Source organism: Leptolyngbya subtilissima AS-A7 (genome assembly GCF_039962255.1).
Classification (GTDB): domain Bacteria; phylum Cyanobacteriota; class Cyanobacteriia; order Phormidesmidales; family Phormidesmidaceae; genus Nodosilinea.
This window is the reverse complement of sequence record NZ_JAMPKY010000009.1, coordinates 289,394-310,091: the sequence shown is the minus strand read 5'-3', so window position 1 is coordinate 310,091 and position 20,698 is coordinate 289,394. Positions and strand designations below refer to the sequence as shown.

The following is a 20,698-nucleotide window of genomic DNA, read 5'->3' as shown; positions in this document are numbered from 1 at the left end:
TCTAGTAAGCCAGGGTTTCTAAGGTTTCGCGTAGGTAGCGACGCACCAGCTGATCGAGCGGAGCGGCTTCAGCCTCAGCGGCGGGCAGCTCACCCTTCCAGCTTTTGAAACCGGAGCTGCTGGCGATCGCAGACTTGAGGCTGAACCAAATGCGGGCGTGTTCAGAAAGCTGCAAGGAGTTTACGGAGCGAGTTACGGCCATAGCTGCCTCTAAAAAGTGCGGATAACTGTCGAGATCTCGGGTTTTTCTACCCCTCAGGGCCACTCGCTCAGTCTGCGAGTCAGCAAAAACTCTAGTCACTAGAGGACTACTTACAAGATAGCGTAATCACCCAGCGGCGATTGTGCCAAGGACCACAGTACTCAGTACTAAAAATTGGCAAAATCTATAGTCGGTGCGCTAGAGCCCTAGCGAGAATTGGGGTAGACATCGACGATCGCAGGCAAGGACTGTGGATAGGCGGCATCGTCTAGGTGGGCCGTGTCGTCGCTAGATTCCTCAACTTCTGGGTGGCGCAAAGGCTTGTAGCCACTCGTAGCATCACTATCTACGAAGGAATCTGCCGCAACGGAGTCTTTGGGATTTTCAGGGTCAACAGCGCCTGCGATCGCTTTTGAGGAGGCTGCCAAATCTGAGGAGACTGACAAATCTGATGCACGGATGTGAGCCGCTAAGTCGTCAGTTGCACCTGCTTCAAGCGCATGCTCTAAAGGAACTTCGGTTTCAACTATCGCTTCAGCAACACCACCCTCAGGCTCGTCTAAGACCCCAACAGGCACAACCTGAGGAGGCTCAAAAGTTTCCACCATGGCTGCAGTAGCAGACTCGGGCCTCGGCCGATTGATTAAGTCGGGCAAAATCTTGCCGACCGTCAGCCCAATCCAAGTGAAGTCAGCAGCCACGTTCTCAATAGGATAAGGGGCAACCTTGGTCATCACCCGATCTGGCGTAGCCAACACCTGAAGTACGGCTATGGGTATCTGCAAGAAAAGGTTGGCCATAAAGAAGCTGAGGACGGCGATCGCCACACCTCCTAGTCGTCCCCAATCGCTGAAGGGCGTCAGGTCACGGGCCAGAAATGCTAGAGGATAAAGCTTTAGCAACCCCCAGACCAGAGGCACCGGCACCAGCAGTGCTCCCAAACGCACTCGCCACCGCCGAAATTGACTCAGCAGACGACGCTGATCATCCTGCAATGCAGCCGGCTTCAGCGCCAGCCCTAGCAAACTAAAGATGTAAAAAGGCTGCCGCAACTGCATCACCAGCACCGGCAGCACGCCTAACGCAACAATGACACCCAGCTCTAGCCCAGGCAGAACCGGGTTACCCACCGCCAGCCCAAGTAAGCACAAATCAATCCACAGCGGTACCGTCGCCAATCCGGCTAGGTGTACCCACAGATACGGATCGCAGCGCCAGGGTGCCATTGTCAACTCCGTTTCTACACTGCCGTCTCGCAGGGTCCCTCGTAGAAGGACCCTGCCCTTGCCTAGGCCATCGCCAGGGTGCGACGCTTCGTGACCATCTTGAAGGCATCGATAATGTCGCCTTCTTTCCAGTCGCTGAAGTTGTCGATGCCGATGCCGCACTCGAACCCAGAGGCCACATCTTTGGCATCTTCTTTCATGCGCTTGAGGGAGTCGAGCTTGCCTGTGTAGACAACCTCGCCACTGCGCACCACTCGGAGGTTGCAGTTGCGAGTGACCTTGCCCGAAAGCACGTAACAACCGGCAACCGCACCCTTGCGCACGGGGAACACCGCCCGCACTTCCACCTGACCCAGAGGCTCCTCGACCATTTCGGGATCGAGTAGACCTTCCATAGCACCTTGGATGTCGTCGAGGAGGTTGTAAATCACCTCGTAGTCGCGCACGTCTACACCCAGGCGATCGGCAGACTGCCGCGCCCCAGGAGCCAGGGTGGTGTTGAAGCCAACAATCACCGCGCCACTGGCAGCTGCCAGGTCGACGTCAGTCTCGCTGATTTCACCAGGAGCAGCCAGCAACACTCGAATCTGCACCTCGTTCTGCGGTAGCTGCTGGAGCGCCGCCAGAATAGCTTCGATAGAGCCCTGCACGTCGGCCTTGAGCAGTAGGTTGAGATCCTTGAGATCGCCCTCCTGAACCTGGGCAGAGATGGTGTTGAGGGTAACGCGACGAGAGGCCATCGACTGCTGTAGGCGCGACTGACGCTGCTCAAGCATGCGCTTGTCGGCCACGGCTCTAGCGGTTTTCTCGTCGGAGTAGACCTCAAATTCGTCCCCAGCAGCGGGGACATCGTTGAGACCCAGCACCTCAACCGCAAAGGAGGGGCCAGCGACTTTGACTCGCTTCAGGCGATCGTCAAGCATGGCCTTGACCTTGCCCAAGATTGGGCCAGCCACCAGGGAGTCGCCCACCCGCAGCGTACCGTTCTGAATCAGTAAGGTAGCAACCGGGCCGCGCGCCTTATCAAGATTTGCCTCAATCACGGTACCGCGAGCCAGACGATCAGGGTTGGCTTGGAGATCTTCGATCTCAGCAACCAGCACAATCATCTCCAGCAAGCTGTCGAGATTTTCACCCGACAGGGCGCTAACCGGCACCATAATGGTGTCGCCACCCCATTCCTCAGGCACTAGCCCGTGCTCCATCAGCTCTTGCTTGACGCGATCGGGGTTGGCAGTCTCTTTATCAACCTTGTTGATGGCCACAATCAGCGGCACCTCGGCAGCCTTGGCGTGGCTAATGGCCTCAATGGTCTGGGGCCGCACGCCGTCATCGGCCGCCACCACCAGAATGGCAATGTCAGTCACTCGGGTACCCCGCGCTCGCATGGCGGTAAACGCCTCGTGGCCAGGGGTGTCTAGGAACACAATCTGATGGGAAGTACCCGCGTGGTCGACATCGACGTGGTAAGCACCGATGTGCTGAGTGATGCCGCCAGCCTCACCTTGGGCCACCTTGGTCTTGCGGATGGAGTCGAGCAGCGTAGTTTTACCGTGGTCAACGTGACCCATGATGGTAACCACCGGAGGCCGCCGCTTGAGGCTCTCAAAGTCGGCTTCGTCGATCATTTCAGTGACCTTTTTGGCCTCTGACTCCACTTCGCTGGTTTCAACCATGACCTCGAATTCCTCGGCCACCATCTTGGCGGTTTCGATATCAAGGGTTTGGTTGATGTTGGCAGCGATGCCCTTAAAGAACAGAGACTTGATCAGCTCTGTCTCGGGCACCATAATTTGCTCGGCCAGCTCATGGACGGTTAGCCCTTCGGAGAGCACGATAAACTCGGGGCGCTCCTGGGTGGGCTGAGACTCACCCCGGCGACCACGACGGGAGCGACCACCGCCGCTACTACTGTCGCGATGCTGAGGCTTGTGGCTCTTCATCGTCGGTGACGACGGCTTGCCACTACCGGCACTCTTGGGCTTAGGTGGGCGCGCTAGCGAGATGCTCAGATTTTGGGCATCGGTGGCCTGTTCTTCGTCTTCGTCAAGCTCATCGACCAGCACGTCGAGATCTTCATCGTCTTCGCCCAGCACGCCTTGGCCCCGCCGCTTGGTCTTGCCGACCTTGCTGGCTTTTTCGCGCATCTTTTGATCGTCGTCCTCGTCTTCGCGCTCTTCGCGCTTATGGCGAGGCGGTGAAGGGCGACGCGGCTGATCGTCAAGGCCACCGACCCCAAGTACAGAGATGGAATCATTGCCGGGAGGCGTTTCGGTGCGAGCGGCCGTTTCGGCTCTGGCCGTTTCAGCATCAGCGTTGGGTCGCCGCAGCTTGGGCTTGGGCTTCAGACGAGTAACATCTTCGCCCGCATCAATTTCGCGGATAGGAATGGTGGGACGCGGTGCGCTAGGGCCGTCAGCCGAACGACCTTCTGAGCTGCGGCTCTCGGGGCCACGGCTCTCGGGGCGGCGAATGACAGGGCGGGGCGGACGAGCGCCCTCTGGCACAATCACCTGGCGATCGTCACTTTCGGTACGAACCCGAGACACAGGCCCAACTAGCTCTGGTCTTGGCTTGACCGGCAGTGGAGCGGCCTCTACAGCGGGCTCGACCGCAACCGCCTCAACCTCTTCGACAGGAGTCTCAGCAGGAGCAGGAGCGTTAGACCCAGGGCGATTAAGAGATACTGGCGGCTTAGGTTTAACCTCATCGACTCTAGGAGCTTCCCCAGGACGGCTGGGGGGCTGAGAGAGACTATCAGGACGCGTTGGTCGACTGGCGCTGGGGGCAGGAGTGCTAGGGGAGGCAGCGCTGGGAGTGGGAGCGCCTGCCTCAGTGTCAGCCCTGGGGGTAACCCGATGGCGACGAATTTCTAAAATCTGCTGCTTGCGTTCGGGTCGAGCACCATTTTTGACCGGGGCCGCTGGTCGAGGCCGACTGGCAGAGCGATCTGGCGCAGCATTGGGCCGATTGGCACCGCCGCTGGCGCGAGACTGAAGAGCCGCTGAGCGAATTTGCTCAGCTTCTGACTCTGCGATGGTGCTGCTGTGACTCTTCACGGCAATGTCGAGGCGACTTGCGATCGCCAAGATGTCTTTGTTATCCAAATCCAATTCCTTCGATAACTCGTAAATTCTCACTTTGCCGTTCATCCACATCTCCCTACGCTAGTCAAGCTTGTTACTTACATAAACCAACCTGCTTCGTCCAACAAAACGACATCAAACCATTCTGACGAATACGTTAGCCCTAACATGGCATTGTAAACCAAGGCTAGGTGGACATGGGACCTCAAGCAAGTTTACTGACGCCCTAGGGGGGCCAGTCAGATACCCATACTATGAGTGTAATCAGTTGCTTCCCCAATGAACAGAATCTCAGAGGGATCGCGTATAGAGACGATTCAGTTGCAAAAATTTTTGGTTAAGCCTCCTGACGGCACATTTTTTCCTTAACACTCTCTACTTAGGCCTGCCGGCCGGGCAGAGATTGTTGGCCAGCAACGGAATTAGCCGTTTTGCCCTCTAGTCGGCTCCACAGGCTTTGGTAGACTTCCTCTGGTACGTTAACTTTTAAAGCCCGCCCCAGCCGACTTTTTTTCTGAGCCTGGCGCAGGCAGTCGGCCTGGGGGCAGAGGTAGGCCGATCGCCCCATTCCATCGCCGAGACGCACCGATCGGTCGGGATAAACCCGCACCACCCGCCAAAAATCAGCTTTGGGGGCGACCTGCCGACAGCTGATACAGCGTCGATAGTTGGGTTGCATGGGAAGCTTTCTCCAAAACTTACTCTTCCTCTGCGATCGCCGCTGGGTTTTCGTCTGCCAGAGATTCTTCCTCTAGAGCCTCCTCTTCTTCAAAGTCGGTGGCTAGTTCAGCCGCCTCAGCCGTAGGCTCTTCAGCAGACTCTGGGAAGTCAGCGTCATACTCAGCATCGGAGGGTGCAGTCTCCAGTTCATCCTCCTCAGAGGGTGCTTCATCAACCTCTAGGCCCGCTGCTCTAGCCTCAGCCGCCGCTCGCTCTGCCGCCGCCTTAGCCTTCCATTCTGCTGCCTCAGCTTCCTCCGCTGCCAGCTCTGCGGCTTCGCGGGCGGCTTCCTCGCGAGCCGCCGCTATTTCGGCAATCTTGCGGTCTTCCTCATCATAGTCATACTTGCCCGAGTCTTTGATGTCGATCTTCCAACCGGTGAGACGAGCCGCCAAGCGAACGTTTTGGCCCTCTTTACCGATCGCCAAACTGAGCTGGTCTTCGGGCACCAGCACGTGAGCCTGGCGATCGTCGGGGTTGACCAGGCGCACCTCGTCCACACGGGCGGGGCTTAACGCGTTGGAAATATACGTGGCCGGGTCAGGTGACCAGCGAATGACGTCAATTTTTTCGCCCCGCAGCTCGTTGACCACCACCTGAATGCGCGATCCCCGAGCACCAATGCAGGCACCCACAGGATCCACATCTCGCTCAAGAGTGTCTACAGCGATCTTGGTGCGGGGACCAACGGAGCGCGATGGGGGGTTAGCCTCCCGTGCGACGGCCACGATGCGGACGATTTCGTCCTCAATTTCGGGCACTTCGTTGGTAAATAGCTCGACTACCAGCGCCGCGTCGGCCCGCGACACTAGCAGCTGCGGGCCACGGTGAGAACCTTCGGAGACTTTTTTGAGGGCTACGCGGAAGGTGGCGTTGGCCCGGTAGTTGTCGTTGGGGAGTTGATCGCGCTTGAGTAGCTCGGCCTCAACCTCGGGCTGGCCCACGCCGCTGACGACCGCCATAATCACCGACTGGCGCTCAAACCGCAGCACCCGCGCCGAGAGAATGCTGCCTTCGAGGTCTTGGAATTCCTCTTGTACCAGCTTGCGCTGCTGGTCGCGCAGCTTTTGGGCCAGCACCTGCTTGGTTTGAATGGCGGCCATACGACCAAAGTCGCGCTGGTCGGGGGTGACATCAAGCACCACGGTGTCACCGGCTTGGGCTTCAGGGGCAACTTCGCGCACTTCTGACAGAGCGATTTCGTGGTCTTGGCTAGTGACTTCGTCAACAATGGTTTTGGTGGCTAGCACCCGGAAGCCTTGGTCGTCGTAGTCGTCAACATCTAGCTCAATGTCAAAGTTATCGAAGTATTCTTCGTCGAAGTGGGTGTCGATTTCGCGGGTGCGGCGGTAGCGCTCGTAGCCTTTGAGCAGGGCCTCTCGCAGGGCATTTTCAACCGCGTGCTTGGGCAGGTTGCGCTCGCGGCTAATGACATCAATCATTTCCTGCAGATTGGGCAGACTTACTAACGACATAACCACTCACCTCTGGACAATAATTCTTCTAAGCAACAAATCTGTGACGATCGCAAAACCTAAATGCAGCACGTGTGACCCTTAGTCAGGGCTTTGGTCGCTCAACTCCACCGTCTGTACCAGGTTGCGAGGAAGGGAAAAGGATTTTCCTTTTTGGCTGAGCACCACGGCCTCATCATCGCGGCGCACTAGCTGGCCCACCCACTGTTTTTTGCCCTTGTGCGCCTCAGTTAGGGCAACTTCGACCATAAACCCCTTAAACACCACAAAATCGCGATCGGTTTCGAGGACAGCAGAGACGCCTGGACTTGATACCTCCAACACGTAGGCATCGGGAATGATATCGCTGGTATCGAGTACAGCTTCGAGGGCCTGGCTCATTCTTTCGCAGTCATCCAGGCCAGTGTCTTCGTTTTCTAGACTGCGCACGTCGATGCGTAGCACTGGAGGAGACTGGTTGGTGTGAAAAACCGCCTCAACCACCTCTAGCCCTAGTTCTTGGGCAACAGGGGCCACCAGCTCAAGCACCTGGGGAATAAGGGGATGTACCATTTAACCCGCGAAAGAATGCCAATAAAAAAGTGGGCCTCGACCCACCTCCCAAAACATTGCTGCTAAAGGAGCCCAAACCCGGGGGTTTGAGCTTCACCATTCTAGCGGATTGTGGCGGCATTGAGACAAGCGCAGGCCGCGATCGCCCTAGGGAGAGGGTTGCAGGGGATTTGTCCAAATGTTTTTGACGGAAGCGGGGATCAAGATTAAGGGGAGGAATTCTGTCTATTCTGGCAGGCACTGCTCGCCATTGCCGGTGAAGGCCAAGGGGTAGTCTGGGCTCAGCGGATAGCCTACTGGCCCGGCTCTAAAGCCGTAGCCCCGCACTACTTTGTAGGTTTGCAGCACCTGACCAAATCGGCGCACTTCTAAGGTTTCTGGCGGATCGACGCGATCGAACATGGCTAGGTGAGTGGGGCAAATGGGGTGCCAGGTTTCGCCCAGCAGCACAGCGTCGCGCCCCTCAAGATCGGGGGCATCGTACCAAAAGTCAAACTGATCGAGGCGGCCTGAGATCGCTAGTACGCTAGGGTCGTTGAGAGCGTAGGCCAGGGCCGAGGCCGAGCGGTAGTCGGTGGTGAGCAACAGAGGATCGTCGAGATCGTCGGCTTGAGTCGCTACGGCTTGGGCAATCTGGGGCCAGCCAAAGAGCGCAGCACCGTCAGGATCCACTGAACCAAAGAACGTGCCGAGGGGGATCACGGTATAGTAGGCAACTAGAGCCGCGGCGGCGAACAGGCCCAAGACTTGGGCGATCGCCAGCTGCCCCGCCCGCGCTGGCTTTGACCACTGGGGTCGATAAAACTGATCGCTGAGCAGCGGGAACAGCAGCGGGTAAGCCAAGATATTCCAATAAAACAGGGCAACGGAGACGGCAGAGAGGGCTGCAAAGGCGGCCGTAGAGAGGCCAAAGATCCACAGCGCCAGGGCTAGATAGCAGGATTCCCGAACTGTTGCCGTCTGCCCCCGTCGCCGGAGCAGCCGAATAACGCTCCAGGACTGAATGGGGCCGAGGATGAGCCCACATAGGGCCAAAAACACCACGGGCTGAAGCAGGTTGAGGTTAAAGCCACTTCCGGTAGTGCGATCGCGGTAAAACCGAAACGAAAAGAAGTCGTGCTGAACATTCCACAGCAAAATCGGCGAGAGCACCAGCAAGAGTAGGCCCAGAGCCAGGTAGAGACGGCGATCGCGCAGCACCGACCAGCGTCGCCTATCCGCCAAAATCATCGCTACAAACCCCAGCCCCACAAACACCGCGTTGTACTTACACAGCCCGGCCAGGCCAAGAAAAATAGCGGCACCGTAGAGATCCCGCCCGCTGCCTTGGCTGGGTTTCTCAACCACGCTATCCACGTAGCGGACAAATAGAAAGCTGCTAACCACCGCGAAAGTCACCAGCCAGTGGTCGTGCCAGGCCAGCCCTAAGTACCAAAAAAACAAGGGCGACGACAGCCCCAGCAGGATGACCAGCCAAGTGCGATCTCTGGCTTGGTCGCCATAGAGGTAGCGACAGATGTGGTAGACCGTGAATCCTAACACCCCGCTGCTGACTAGGTTAGGCAGGCGCAGAACAACCGCAGAGCGCCCTAGCCCTGCGGCAAACACCCCCTGCACCCAAGCGTGAAAGGGCGGGTGGTCGTAGTACGAAAAGCTCGGTCGTTGCCCCCACAACCAGTAGTAAGCTTCGTCGGGGTTAGGGAAGGCTGTCAGCCAAAACACCACCCGCAGGGCCAAAAACCCCAGCAAAAACCAGCGTCCCCAAGCCCACACCGGAGACTGAAAGAAAGCCCAGCGCTTACTCATCGGGGGATTCTAGGGCGCTGGTGTCGATGTCATTTAGCTCGGGAATATCGCCAATGTCGAGGGTGCTGGGATCTTCCCCAACCAGATCAGCCTCAGCGTCAGAGGAGAGCAGCACGGTAGGCAAACCGGCTCCCCGCAGGCCTTGAAGAATGTGCCCCGGCGTTTCAGGAAACACCACAAACAGGGGAAGGGTCTTATCGGTGCCGTCGCTAAGCAGGTGCTCATAGCGCTGGGGCAGCAGCCACTCGTAGCCGCGATCGACCAAAATCTGTGTGTGCCGCCACCGCATCAGCAAGTCTGAAAAGTCTTCTTGGGGGCGGTGAATGTAGACAAAAATTTCAACCCCAGTTTTAATCTTCCACTCGGGATCGCACATCAGCAGGGCGACATCGCAGGGCAGCGTCACTACGGATCCAGGTGCAATGCTCTGGCTGTGGGGATTGAGGTGCACCCCGTCACGGACGCGCACGTTCGGCAGCGGCAGCGTAATGACACTCTCATCAGGCCGTCGCATGCTGGGCACAGCCTCGAGGTAAGGCCGATGGTGCTTGAGCAACTCCAAGGCCCCCTCGTGGTCGGTACAGACCGAGAGCAGCGTTTCGTACTGAATAGGTTTAATCGCCATGCTGACTACAGAGAACTACGAGTTAGGGTCAGTATGCCCTGCATTTTATCCAAACTGGGCGGTCGCAATGGCGGGCTACTCGAACGCATACCTCTAGTAGCTGATCCTCAATAGCCGCGAAGAACCTCACAAGCAGGACATCGACTTTCTGTTGTATTAACCCTGGCCACTAGCCTCGGGCTGAGCTGTGTTTAGAGTCTAAGGGGCCACGGGTAACCCCGAGCTTGCTCTGCAGATGGAGGGTACGCCAGAGCTGGCTACCGCTGATCTCTCCGGCTAAAAGCTGGCGATATTGGGCGATCGCGCGCTCCACCTGCTCCGGGCTTTCATCTAAAAATTCCAGCCGAAAGTGCTGTGCTCCGGCCTGCATTAGCCGCTGGGCGTATTCGGCCCCGGTTTGGGCAACACCGTTGAACACCGTATTGCGGCAGCCCGCATCGGCTAGCAGAGGGTGCTCGGTGCCAACTCGGTCACGCAGCTTGACCTGCTGACTCTCGCAAGGACGGCCGCAGTCGCGAAAGTCTTTGCCATCAGACAGAAAGGCGCAGAAGACGCAGTGCTCCATGTGAAACATGGGCATGTGCTGGTGCAGGGTAATCTCGAACCATTGAGACGGGGCTGACTCCAGCAGCTCTACCAGCTGGTCGGCGTTCAGATCGTAGGAGGCCGTCACTCGCTCTAGCCCGTAACGGTTCAGCAGATAGTCGGCTGTTAAAGCGTTAGCCACGTTCAGCGAAAAATCCCCCACACAGCGCTGATCGGCGAAATAGGCCAGGTGGTCGTAGTTGCGCACCAGGTAGCCGTCAGCTTCAGACCGCTTTACCTGGTCGAGAATATAGGTTTCTAGCGGCTTGGTGATGCGAGGTGGGGCAACCCAGATGGTCTGTTCGGCATGGGCTCGGTTGACTTGGAACCACCCCACGGCGTCACGGTAGGTGGCAGGGTTTTCGAACTCACAGTAGATGGTCTTGATGCCTGCCTCGGTAGCGGCAGCAAGCTGAGCACGGGTGCGGACAAGGATAGAGAGATGGGGGTGAGTTGATGGAGAGGAACCACGGTCTGGTGAATCTAGGCCAGAGTTTGGGGTCAGATTGGATAGAGAGGCGTTGAAGTTGAGGTGCCAAGGGTTAGGGCGTAAGCGCAGCTCCTCTAACCCTTCTACCAGCTCTCGCCGCAGCCGATTCAGCTCGCTGACGGGGATCATCACATTCCCCTGGAGATGATTGCTCAAGGATTTGAGATGGAACGGGGTGTTGCCCAGGCGGCCCAACTGCTGCTCCAGGCGATCGCCCGTCAGCGGCTTTGAATGGGCTTCTACTAAGGCCATAGTGGAGGCCGCCTGAGCAATATGGCCTTGGCTGTCGCGGGCGATCGCCACCATTTCTTGCCCCACCACGCCATGCACCTCAATGGTGATGGGCCGCGTGAATTTGGGGCGATCGCCGCTGTAGGTCTGCTGAAGTTCTTTATCTAGGGCTGGGTCGCTGGTTTTCCAAAGCTTGTCGCCGGGGTGAATACGGCGCAGATTGAGCGCGTCTCGGCCAAACGCTAGCCGAGTTTCTTGACCGACATCATCCACCTGATAAACGCGCCCTCCCTGCTCCTTTTCGGCGGGGTGGCCATCGTCAAACACTACCCCATCCCCCGCCTTGATCGGAGCCTGAGCTTTCAGAAACACAGCATCGTTGGTGACGCGGGTGATGTCGCCTAGATATACCCCGCGCTTTTTGCCAAAGCGGGCGTGGACGAGGGTTTGGTTGTCGATGCCCTCGAACCAGCCGGTGTAGAGGCCGCGGGAGAAGGCCATTTCGAGCTGGTAGCGGGCTTGAGTGGGTGGATGGGTGGGCGGGTGGATGGGTGGATGGGTGGATGATTCTGTAGCGTGGGTTAGAGCCGCGGCCTCAGACTCCGCCATCAACTGATTCCCAGACTCACGTTCTCTTGCCACCAGCTGATCTAGTGCCTGCCGATACACCCGCGTCACGTTGGCGACGTACTCCGGCGACTTCAACCGCCCCTCAATCTTCAGGCAGCTGACGCCGGTTTTTACCAGTTCAGGGAGAACAGATAGACCGGAGAGGTCTTGGGGGCTGAGCAGGTAGGCGCGATCGCCCAAATCCACCCGTTCCCCATCAGCAATTAACTCGTAGGGCATGCGGCAGGCTTGGGCACACTCGCCCCGGTTGGCCGACCTGCCACCCAGAGCTTCGCTGGTGAGGCACTGGCCCGAGTAGGCCACACATAGCGCCCCGTGGACGAAGACCTCTAGGGGTAGGGCGATGTTGCGATCGCCCATCTGAGCCTGAATTTTGGTGAGGTCTTTAATCGAGCACTCCCGCGCCAGCACCACCAGCTGACAGCCCAGATCGCGGGCAAACTCGACCCCAACGGTACTGGTCACCGTCATCTGCGTCGAGCCGTGGATGGGAAAATCAGGCGAAAGATGGCGAATTAGCCGACACACCCCGATATCTTGAACGATTGCAGCATCGACACCAGCTGCAATCATCGTTTTGAGGTACTGCGCGGCCTCTGCTAGCTCTGAGGGAAATACCAAAGTATTGAGCGTGACGTAGCCCTTCACACCGCGCCGATGGAGAAAGGCCATTAGCTCAGGTAGATCGGCTTCTGTAAAGTTCTCGGCTCGCATGCGGGCGTTGAAGCGATCGAGGCCAAAGTAAATGGCATCGGCCCCGTTTTCGACCGCTGCTTTGGCACAGTCCCAGTTGCCTGCTGGGGCTAGCAGCTCTGGCAGCATAGGCGATGTGATGGGAGCATTAAGACTGGCAGCTGGGTCGAGGGCAGGCATGGGTTTAGGCTCGCAGAGCTAAATAGTGGCCCCCAAAGGCGGCCAGAGGCACCATTCTATTCTGAACAGATTCCAGACGATTGAAAGCTTGGTTGGGCTATGAGTTGCCGGAGGGGCGATCGCACAATTGTTCCAAGGCCATTACACAGAGCAATAAATATTTGGTGATGATCCCGCTGGTTCCTACAATGGGGTAACTAACTATTGGTTGCAAAACCCTGGAGAAATCTATGAGTCGTCCGATAATCCTCGGCATTGTGGGTGACAGCGCAGCGGGTAAGACCACTCTGTCGCGGGGTATTGCGCAGATTTTAGGTGAAGACGACGTTACCATCATCTGCACGGACGACTACCACCGCTACGATCGCAAACAGCGCAAAGAAATGGGCATTTCAGCCCTGCACCCCGACTGCAACTACATCGATATCATTCAGCAGCACCTGGGCCTGCTGCGCACTGGGCAACCTATCCTCAAGCCCATTTACAACCACACCACTGGCGAGTTTGACGCTCCCGAATATATTGAGCCCAAGCGCTTTGTAATCGCCGAAGGGCTGCTGGGCTACTCGACCCGCGCCTGCCGCGACGCCTACGATGTCAAAGTCTATCTCGCTCCTCCCGAAGACCTGCGCGCCAATTGGAAGATCAAGCGCGACACCCGCAAGCGCGGCTATACCCCCGAAGAAGTAGTTGAACAGATCAAAGCCCGGGAAGAGGACTCCGAAGCGTTCATTCGTCCCCAGCGGCAGTGGGCCGATGTAGTGGTTAGCTTTTACCCCCCAGATGGCAACAGCAGCGGTGACGAACTTCTGCTCAACGTACGTTTGGTAATGCGACCCACCATTCCCCACCCCGACTTTACCCACCTGCTAGAGGACAAAAACGGTGGTTCTCTAAGTGATGCGGTGCGCATGGGCCTCGATCGCGACATGGGCAAACCGGTAGACGTGCTCGAAATCGACGGCCACGCCACTGAAAAGCCCGTGCAAGAGCTAGAGCGCACCCTATGCAGCGAAGTTCCCTACCTGGGCAAGTTTTGCAGCATTGAGGGCAACACCGACATTGGCAAGGTGGTAGGCACCACGGGCGAAACCCTGCAAAGCTATCCCCTAGCGCTGACCCAGCTGCTCATTACTTACCACATGCTCAAGGCCGCCAGAGTCCCCGAGTAGGAGAAAATGGCGGCAAAGGGCAGTTTGCCCTCCTCGAAATCTCTAATCGTCGCCGCATGAGTGATCGCCCTAAAAATAGCCGGCAGCTCCGCCTCTGCGCAGCTGCCGGCTATTTTTGGCTTCTGTGGATTATTGCTGCGATAGCGATTCGCCCTGGGACAGTTCGGTCAGCATCATTTGAATAAAGTTAGCGGCCACCTCCGCCGACTGGTCATGGGTGGCAAATACGATCGCCAGGCTGTTGGTGTCTCCCGCCCCATAGCAGAGCACCCGAAAGGAGCCATCCTCGAAGTAGCCAGTGCGATCGATGCCGCCCTGGTCAGATTCGACCCCCAGGTTGTTAATCAACTGGTCGGCCCGCGTCAGACAGCCCGCCACATCGGTGTCGAGCAGCTGGTCGCCGCTGGCAATTTCAGGGCGAGCATTGGCGGGTTGAATTAGAGCGGCCAAGCCGAGGCCGGTGAGGGCGATCGCGTATAGATGCCGTTTCATAGGAATTAAAACTAGGGTTAAGTACAGCTGCCGCCCCGCTTAAGGGTGCCCCGCCACCGGCACGGGTGGCAAAGGATTGTTTCACGGCCTGATCAGTTAATACAGGTTGCCCCCTAGCTTTCCGGATGCCACAAAGCAAAAAAGCGCCGGAGCTACTAGCTCCGGCGCTTGGGGTGTTGAGGAGTGAACGATTAATAAACAATGTAGGAGCCCGATATGTCACCGAGGTAGCTGAGGTATGACAACCCTGTGACATTTCTGATTCCCCTTTTTTTACAGCATGGTCTAGGCTAATCTTTCCAGAGTCTTCTGACCTTTGCCCATTTACCTGTCTCTACTCCCTCCGTGACCCAGCCCGACGCTCTGCGCAGTCTACTCAACGCCGTTTCCCAGGGGCAGCTTAGCCCCGATGCTGCCTTTGACCGGCTCAAATATCTCGACTTTGAGCCGGTCGATGACTTTGCTAAAGCCGATCACCACCGCACACTGCGCACCGGCTTTCCAGAAGTTATCTGGGGGCCAGGCAAAACTCCCCACCAGATTGTGCAGATCATGCACAGCCTGCATCAGCATAATCCGGTGGTCATGGCCACTCGCATTGAGCCCGAGGTTTACGCCCAGGTGCAGCAGCAAATTCCGGCGGCGCGGTACTACGACATGGCCCGCATTTGCGCCCTAGTGCCCGCAGACTGGGCAGCTCAGCACCCTGGCACCATTGGCGTGCTGACGGCAGGCACCGCCGACCTACCTGTAGCCGAAGAGGCTGCCATTACCGCCGAACTGAGCGGGTTTACGGTCAAGCGCCTGTGGGATGTCGGAGTAGCCGGGCTACACCGCTTGTTGCACCACCGCCACCTGATTCGTGACATGGATGTGCTAATTGTCGTAGCGGGCATGGAGGGCGCGCTCCCTAGCGTAGTCGCGGGCCTAGCCGATTGCCCCATCATCGCGGTACCCACCAGCATTGGCTACGGAGCCAGCTTTAACGGCCTCTCGGCCCTGCTCACCATGCTCAACTCATGCGCAGCGGGCATTGGTGTTGTCAACATCGACAATGGCTTTGGCAGCGCGGTGCTGGCCGGCCAGATTTTGCGCACCGGAGTGCGGCTGGGGAATAAGGGAGTGGATGGGTAGGGGTTGGATGAGCGGAGAGTTTTGAGTTTTGAGCTTAACCTTCAGCCATTGACTCAAAACTTAAAGCTGAGCATTCAAAACTCTTTCACCGACTAACGCAGGTCAGCGGGCATGGCAGCGGGTTTGACGTCGATGGTTTGGTCACGGCCATCGCGGTGAATATCAAGCTTGAGGGTACCGCCGAGTTTAGTAGCTTCTACCCGAGCCTGCACATCGGGCGGGCTATCGACAGGGTCGCCCTCAATCGCGCGGATCACATCCCCGATCTTCAAACCTGCGGCTTGGGCTGGACTGTCGGGCAGCACCCCAACAATGAGAACGCCGGGCTCGTCATCGTTGTCGATTTTAAGATTTAGCTGCTCTTCCTCGTTGAGGCGATCGACCATCTCGGCGGAGAGTTCGACCATTTGAATGCCGAGGAATGGGTGCAGCACTTCACCGTTAGCAAAGAGCTGATCGGCGATGCGCTTGGCGGTTTCAATGGGAATGGCAAACCCCAAACCTTGAGCGTTGGCGCGAATGGCGGTGTTCATACCAATCACCTCGCCCCGGTCGTTGAGGAGGGGGCCACCGGAATTGCCGGGGTTAATAGCAGCATCGGTCTGGATAAACTGTACCCGTTTGTCGGGAATGCCCACTTGGTTGCTGCTGCGCCCTAGGGCGCTGATGATACCAGCGGTGACGGTGTTGTCAAGACCGAGGGGGTTGCCAATGGCGATCGCCCACTGCCCTGGAGCCAAGTCTTGGGTGCTACCAATCTGCACGGTGGGCAAGTCGGCGGCTTCGATTTTGACTACCGCTACGTCGGTTACCGAGTCGACTCCAACCACTTTCCCCTCAAAGTCACGCCCATCGCGGAGGGTAACCTGCACTGTTTTGGCCCCCTCAACTACATGGGCATTGGTCAAAATCTGGCCATTGGCGGTGAGAATGAACCCCGACCCAGTCCCTTGCTCTAGGCGATCGGGCAGCTCAGAGGGGGGCATTTCTTGCTCGTCAAAGAAGCGCCGAAAGAAGGGATTGTTGAAGGCATCGGGGGAAATTTCGGGCACGGTGCGCTCGGCATCAATGCGCACCACCGCTGGCCCAACCTGCTCTACCGCTAGAGCAATAAAGTTTTGGTTTTCTCCCATCGGGTCGATGGTCAAGGGGTTGGGAGTAGCCTGAGCTACGGTAGTCAATGAAGTCTTGACCGCTGGAGGAGGTTCAGCAGCGGCATCCTCTGCTGGGGCTGAACTCGCTTGGCTAACGTAATAATGACCAGCCCAACCTGCACCACCTCCTACGGCCAGAGCTACTGCCACCAACGCGAGCTGCTGAGAAAACTGCTTTGGTAACGAGTCCATGCTGAGTGCCCTCTGCTACTGTGCCTGGTGTGCCTTACCTACTGCGCCGGATTGGCTTTGCGATCGCGACTGCGAGCAAACCCGAAGCCACTTAGCGCTGCCGATAATTTGACTGATCTGGCTCTACTCTACCGAATATTTTGCGGAGCAAATAATTTCCGGACGGGGCCGTCTGGGGCTAGAAAACCCAGGTATGCCCCCCTGAGCAATTGGGGTTGTCCTGCCTATTATAGAGCTGTACTCCTGAGAGATTGTTGGGTTCGCCAGGGGAGCCACAATCAAAATCGGCTAGGTCGCTAAGTTTCCATGATGTTTTACGATTCGCTTCAGCATTGGGCCACCCGTCGGTTGGGCGCTACTAGTCCTACCCAGCGATTGGGACACAAAGGCTTAGTTTGGCTGCTTGGTCTGGCCGTCACCCTACCGCTGGGGGCGCTGGCCACGCCAGGCGCGATCGCCCAAACCGGCCCAGCCGCTTGCTCTCAACCTGCCCTGTCGCGCTTGACCCGTCACCGCGTAGCCCAAGGCGAAACGCTGGCCGCCATTGCCCAGCGCTATAGTCTGTTACCAGCCACTATCATGGGGCTCAACCCTGCCGTTCAAGGGGGTGCCGTCAGCCCGGGGCAAGAGCTGATCATTCCGCCCTTCAACGGCATTCGGGTCAGCGTCCCCCCAGGTAGAACCTGGCAGCAGGTTTCCCAGACCTACAACAGTCGGCCCGATGTGCTGTTTGAGGTCAATGGCTGCGTGAGCACGGTACCGACCACCATTTTTCTGCCTGGGGTGAACTGGTTTCCAGGCGTGGCGACCACAGCGGCCACCGCTGCTCCGGCCACACCGCTTCAAGGATATCCCCTACCCCAGCGATCGCAGGTGATTGTCAACTACGGCTGGCAGCCTGACCCAGCCCAGGGCAAGCTGGTATTTAACACTGGGGTCGCCCTGGCTAGCTCAGCCAGCACTCCAGCGCTGGCGGTGGGGGCAGGCACCGTAGCCTTTGCCGGCACTGACGCCACCTACGGCAATCTGGTGGTCGTCAACCACGCCCAGGGGCTGCAAACTCGCTACGCCAACCTGGCAGCGCTGAATGTACGAGCTGGGCAAACGGTGCGCCAGGGCGATCGTCTGGGAGCGATCGCTACCTCAGAGGGCAACGACGCGTTCCTATTCTTTGAAGTGCGGCTTAATTCCACCGCAGGTTGGGTTGCCCAGGACCCCCAAGACTACGTGCCCGCCATGGTGTTGCGCTAAGAAACTGCCTGGTTTGGGCAGGCTTGGGGGGTTAGCATGACGCCAAGCCCGCCCAAACCCTAGCGCCCACTGGCAAGAGCGCCTACAATTGGCCTTAAGGGTGTACAGCAACACTGAGGTTTGTGCACCGATGGCCACCAGGTAACCTATGGCACAGCATTTTTCTGGACAGCCCTCGCCCCGTGCTCCCCAACCTTTCTCTGAAGACCGCGACCCTGCCATCACGTCGGGGCTGTTTTGGGCCAGGTTGCTAACCTACCGCCCCTTGTTTTTGCTGGGAGGGCTCTGGTTAACCCTGGTATGCGTGTCTGCGATCGCCTACCACGGCCTCATGTTCAACGAACCCATAGAAGATGCCGTTTCTGAAGCACCCCTAACGGTTTTGCCACTTCCAGCCGACGATGCCGCCTCTGCCCCAGAGATTGCACCAGAGCAGGAAGCTTCGCCCCGCTCTGGAGTGGCCCTTTGGGGTCTGCTGAGTCTGGTGGGGTTATGTGCCTTCGGCTCCTTTGTGCTCACCCAGCAGATCAAGGTCTCATCTCGAGCTACCAAGCGCAAAAAGCCCCGTCCGCGCCCAGTCGCTAAAGCGCCTGCGCCGATGCAGCCACCCCATCCTAGGCGTTTAGCTCCCTACTCGCCTCAGCGCGATGGAGTCGTAGCCCCTGGGGTCAGACTAGTGGAAACCCCTATGGTTGAGCCGCACCCAACACCGGTACCAGCGCGGCCTAGGGCTGGCACTGTGCCGCAGTTTAGAGCGGTGCCTCAGCCAGGGCGTTGGCGCGACCTCCCCCGAGGGGAATCGCCCCAGGTCTCGGCTTCTAGCGGTGCGCCTGGGCCAGCCGCCACTCCGGCCGTGGTGCCCCCTGAGGCAGACCTGCCCCTCGACTGGTCTGAGGGAAGCGTGGCTCACGCGCTGGATATGCGGCAGCGGCGATCGCTGTCGTCCTTGATGTAGGCATTGTTTACCTTGGGGCTTTGAGTCAGCTTCCGGTTATCTATCACTCCGACTACGTCGCCCCCCTGCCCGACGGGCATCGCTTTCCGATGCCCAAGTTTCGGCTACTGCGCGATCGCCTGCTGCACGATGGTGTGATCACCCCAGACCAGATTTACCAGCCCGGCGAACCGCCTCAGGCCTGGCTGGAGCTTGTGCACCAGGCTGCCTATGTCAACGCTTACCGCCAGGGCACGCTAGATGCTAAGGCCCAACGGCGCATCGGGTTGCCCTGGAGCGCCGCCCTAGTTAAGCGCACCTGCACGGCGGTGGGGGGCACCATTCTCACTGCCAAGCTGGCTTTGGAGCATGGGCTGGCCTGCAATACGGCAGGGGGAACCCACCACGCCTTTCCCGACTACGGATCGGGATTTTGCATCTTTAATGATCTGGCGATCGCCACTCGAGTGCTGCAAGCGCAGGGCCGCGTCAATCGCGTGCTGATCCTCGACTTAGACGTGCACCAGGGTGACGGCACCGCCTGGATCTTCCGCGACGACTCCAGCGTTTTTACTTTTTCCATGCACTGCCAGGAGAACTTTCCAGCCCGCAAACAGAGCAGCGATTTGGATGTGCCCTTGGCCTTGGGCATGGAGGATGATGCCTACCTAAACTGCCTGGCGCGATATGTTCCAGATTTGCTGGCTCAGGTGAAGCCTGACCTCGTGTTTTACGATGCCGGGGCCGACCCGCACAAAGACGACCTGCTGGGCAAGCTGGCGCTGACCAACACCGGCCTTTATCAGCGCGATCGCTTCGTACTCGACAGCTGTGTGAAGGCGGGCTATCCCATCGCCTGCGTCATCGGCGGCGGCTACGGCCAATCGATGGAGGATCTGATCTTTCGCCACTCGCTGCTGCATAGAGCCGCCGTCGAGGTGTACCAGGCTCACCGCTTATAATTGAAACTTTGTAGCTCTGTCAGACCATGGATTGGGCGATCGCCACCTTCTACAAATTTGTCACCCTGAGTGAACCAGCAGCGCTGCGCCGGGAGCTTTTAGAACTGTGTCAGAGCTGGGGGCTGCGGGGTACAATTTTGCTGGCTTCAGAAGGGCTGAACGCTACCGTAGCGGGCGATCGCCAGAGCGTTGATACCCTGTTGGCCTGGCTGCACAACCATCCCGAAATTGGCCCCTTCTCCCACCAAGAATCCATCACCGCTGCGCCCCCCTTCGAGCGCATGAAGGTGAAGCTCAAGCGGGAAATCGTCACCTTAGGACATCCCGAAGTCAACCCTGCTCAGCAGAAGGTCGGCACCTACGTCGAGCCTCAAGATTGGAACCAGCTCATTGCCGATCCTGAGGTGATGCTGATCGATGCTCGCAACAACTTCGAGGTCGAGCTGGGCACCTTTAAGGGCGCGGTGAATCCCCAAACCCACTCTTTTAGGGAATTGCCGAATTATGTAGACAACCACCTCGACCCCGCTCAGCATAAAAAAGTGGCAATGTTTTGCACGGGCGGCATTCGCTGCGAAAAAGCCACTGCCTACCTGCTAGAGCAGGGCTTTGAGCAGGTTTACCACCTCCAGGGCGGCATTCTGAACTACCTCAAAACAGTACCGACGGCTGACAGTTTGTGGCAGGGCGACTGCTTTGTGTTTGACGAACGGGTGGCCGTTAATCACTGCCTGCAACCCAGCGAATACGAGCTCTGCCTGGGCTGTGGCCACCCGGTGGGCGAGGCCGAGAAAGCCTCACCTCACTATGAAGCGGGCATCAGCTGCCCCCACTGCTATGCTGCTCTTACCCCCGCCAAACGGGCTCGGCTAGAGGCTCGTCAACGCGATCGCTAGCTTTAAGGAA

The 20,698-nt window shown here is 58.1% G+C and carries 17 protein-coding genes; 6 read left to right on the top strand and 11 right to left on the bottom strand.

The genetic code is table 11. From position 1 onward, the window contains the following. Position 1 precedes the first annotated feature (1 nt). The 9 genes from NC979_RS19845 to NC979_RS19805 form a co-directional block, all read right to left on the bottom strand. The gene (locus NC979_RS19845) at positions 2 to 202 is read right to left on the bottom strand and encodes a hypothetical protein (protein WP_190516868.1); all 201 of its coding nucleotides are present in this window, start codon (positions 200 to 202) and stop codon (positions 2 to 4) included. A 206-nt stretch (positions 203 to 408) separates the two neighbouring features. Next, positions 409 to 1,428 carry a low-complexity tail membrane protein gene (locus NC979_RS19840; protein WP_190516865.1) on the bottom strand — a complete coding sequence of 340 codons (1,020 nt, stop codon included), beginning with the start codon at positions 1,426 to 1,428 and terminating at the stop codon, positions 409 to 411. A gap of 62 nt (positions 1,429 to 1,490) precedes the next feature. After that, entirely contained in the window at positions 1,491 to 4,535 is a 3,045-nt protein-coding gene (infB, locus tag NC979_RS19835; RefSeq protein ID WP_431191095.1) for a translation initiation factor IF-2, read from the bottom strand. 358 nt (positions 4,536 to 4,893) lie between these two features. After that, positions 4,894 to 5,193, bottom strand: coding sequence for a YlxR family protein (locus tag NC979_RS19830; RefSeq protein WP_190516861.1), 300 nt, complete (start codon positions 5,191 to 5,193; stop codon positions 4,894 to 4,896). A 19-nt stretch (positions 5,194 to 5,212) separates the two neighbouring features. Further along, entirely contained in the window at positions 5,213 to 6,709 is a 1,497-nt protein-coding gene (gene nusA, locus NC979_RS19825) for a transcription termination factor NusA (protein ID WP_190516859.1), read from the bottom strand. Between the two features lie 81 nt (positions 6,710 to 6,790). After that, complete coding sequence (rimP, locus tag NC979_RS19820; protein WP_190516857.1) at positions 6,791 to 7,261, bottom strand: ribosome maturation factor RimP; 471 nt, start codon at positions 7,259 to 7,261, stop codon at positions 6,791 to 6,793. Positions 7,262 to 7,486: 225 nt separating this feature from the next. Continuing rightward, entirely contained in the window at positions 7,487 to 9,067 is a 1,581-nt protein-coding gene (locus tag NC979_RS19815; RefSeq protein WP_190516854.1) for an ArnT family glycosyltransferase, read from the bottom strand. Then, on the bottom strand, positions 9,060 to 9,692 hold the full coding sequence (locus tag NC979_RS19810) for a hypothetical protein (RefSeq protein ID WP_190516852.1): 633 nt from the start codon (positions 9,690 to 9,692) through the stop codon (positions 9,060 to 9,062). The genes NC979_RS19815 and NC979_RS19810 overlap by 8 nt, the downstream gene beginning before the upstream one ends. A 169-nt stretch (positions 9,693 to 9,861) precedes the next feature. Continuing rightward, positions 9,862 to 12,501, bottom strand: coding sequence for a U32 family peptidase (locus NC979_RS19805; RefSeq protein WP_190516850.1), 2,640 nt, complete (start codon positions 12,499 to 12,501; stop codon positions 9,862 to 9,864). Between the two features lie 230 nt (positions 12,502 to 12,731). Between NC979_RS19805 and NC979_RS19800 the strand changes: the two genes are divergently transcribed. Next, positions 12,732 to 13,673: a phosphoribulokinase gene (locus NC979_RS19800; RefSeq protein ID WP_190516849.1), complete on the top strand. Its 942-nt coding sequence runs from the start codon at positions 12,732 to 12,734 to the stop codon at positions 13,671 to 13,673. A 129-nt stretch (positions 13,674 to 13,802) separates the two neighbouring features. On the opposite strand, the gene NC979_RS19795 is transcribed toward NC979_RS19800, so the two are convergent. Then, complete coding sequence (locus NC979_RS19795; protein ID WP_190516847.1) at positions 13,803 to 14,165, bottom strand: hypothetical protein; 363 nt, start codon at positions 14,163 to 14,165, stop codon at positions 13,803 to 13,805. 345 nt (positions 14,166 to 14,510) lie between these two features. On the opposite strand from NC979_RS19795, the gene larB reads away from it, so the two are divergent. Next, complete coding sequence (gene larB / locus NC979_RS19790; RefSeq protein WP_190516845.1) at positions 14,511 to 15,299, top strand: nickel pincer cofactor biosynthesis protein LarB; 789 nt, start codon at positions 14,511 to 14,513, stop codon at positions 15,297 to 15,299. Between the two features lie 92 nt (positions 15,300 to 15,391). On the opposite strand, the gene NC979_RS19785 is transcribed toward larB, so the two are convergent. Further along, positions 15,392 to 16,645: an HhoA/HhoB/HtrA family serine endopeptidase gene (locus tag NC979_RS19785; RefSeq protein WP_190516842.1), complete on the bottom strand. Its 1,254-nt coding sequence runs from the start codon at positions 16,643 to 16,645 to the stop codon at positions 15,392 to 15,394. 306 nt (positions 16,646 to 16,951) lie between these two features. Between NC979_RS19785 and NC979_RS19780 the strand changes: the two genes are divergently transcribed. The 4 genes from NC979_RS19780 (at position 16,952) to trhO (ending at position 20,688) form a co-directional block, all read left to right on the top strand. Next, entirely contained in the window at positions 16,952 to 17,896 is a 945-nt protein-coding gene (locus NC979_RS19780; RefSeq protein ID WP_242023924.1) for a LysM peptidoglycan-binding domain-containing M23 family metallopeptidase, read from the top strand. 148 nt (positions 17,897 to 18,044) lie between these two features. Next, positions 18,045 to 18,851, top strand: coding sequence for a hypothetical protein (locus NC979_RS19775; protein WP_190516839.1), 807 nt, complete (start codon positions 18,045 to 18,047; stop codon positions 18,849 to 18,851). A gap of 20 nt (positions 18,852 to 18,871) precedes the next feature. Then, positions 18,872 to 19,792 (top strand): histone deacetylase family protein, encoded by a 921-nt coding sequence (locus NC979_RS19770; RefSeq protein WP_431191094.1) that lies wholly within the window; start codon positions 18,872 to 18,874, stop codon positions 19,790 to 19,792. Between the two features lie 26 nt (positions 19,793 to 19,818). Next, positions 19,819 to 20,688 carry an oxygen-dependent tRNA uridine(34) hydroxylase TrhO gene (gene trhO / locus NC979_RS19765; protein ID WP_190516837.1) on the top strand — a complete coding sequence of 290 codons (870 nt, stop codon included), beginning with the start codon at positions 19,819 to 19,821 and terminating at the stop codon, positions 20,686 to 20,688. Positions 20,689 to 20,698: the final 10 nt, after the last annotated feature.

What these genes read in the sequence shown, in the direction of transcription:
- NC979_RS19845 (WP_190516868.1), bottom strand. Translation starts at nt 202, where the DNA reads ATGGCCGTAACTCGCTCCGTAAACTCCTTGCAGCTTTCTGAACACGCC.
- NC979_RS19840 (WP_190516865.1), bottom strand. Translation starts at nt 1,428, where the DNA reads ATGGCACCCTGGCGCTGCGATCCGTATCTGTGGGTACACCTAGCCGGA.
- NC979_RS19830 (WP_190516861.1), bottom strand. Translation starts at nt 5,193, where the DNA reads ATGCAACCCAACTATCGACGCTGTATCAGCTGTCGGCAGGTCGCCCCC.
- nusA (WP_190516859.1), bottom strand. Translation starts at nt 6,709, where the DNA reads ATGTCGTTAGTAAGTCTGCCCAATCTGCAGGAAATGATTGATGTCATT.
- rimP (WP_190516857.1), bottom strand. Translation starts at nt 7,261, where the DNA reads ATGGTACATCCCCTTATTCCCCAGGTGCTTGAGCTGGTGGCCCCTGTT.
- NC979_RS19815 (WP_190516854.1), bottom strand. Translation starts at nt 9,067, where the DNA reads ATGAGTAAGCGCTGGGCTTTCTTTCAGTCTCCGGTGTGGGCTTGGGGA.
- NC979_RS19810 (WP_190516852.1), bottom strand. Translation starts at nt 9,692, where the DNA reads ATGGCGATTAAACCTATTCAGTACGAAACGCTGCTCTCGGTCTGTACC.
- NC979_RS19805 (WP_190516850.1), bottom strand. Translation starts at nt 12,501, where the DNA reads ATGCCTGCCCTCGACCCAGCTGCCAGTCTTAATGCTCCCATCACATCG.
- NC979_RS19800 (WP_190516849.1), top strand. Translation starts at nt 12,732, where the DNA reads ATGAGTCGTCCGATAATCCTCGGCATTGTGGGTGACAGCGCAGCGGGT.
- NC979_RS19795 (WP_190516847.1), bottom strand. Translation starts at nt 14,165, where the DNA reads ATGAAACGGCATCTATACGCGATCGCCCTCACCGGCCTCGGCTTGGCC.
- NC979_RS19785 (WP_190516842.1), bottom strand. Translation starts at nt 16,645, where the DNA reads ATGGACTCGTTACCAAAGCAGTTTTCTCAGCAGCTCGCGTTGGTGGCA.
- NC979_RS19780 (WP_242023924.1), top strand. Translation starts at nt 16,952, where the DNA reads ATGATGTTTTACGATTCGCTTCAGCATTGGGCCACCCGTCGGTTGGGC.
- NC979_RS19775 (WP_190516839.1), top strand. Translation starts at nt 18,045, where the DNA reads ATGGCACAGCATTTTTCTGGACAGCCCTCGCCCCGTGCTCCCCAACCT.
- trhO (WP_190516837.1), top strand. Translation starts at nt 19,819, where the DNA reads ATGGATTGGGCGATCGCCACCTTCTACAAATTTGTCACCCTGAGTGAA.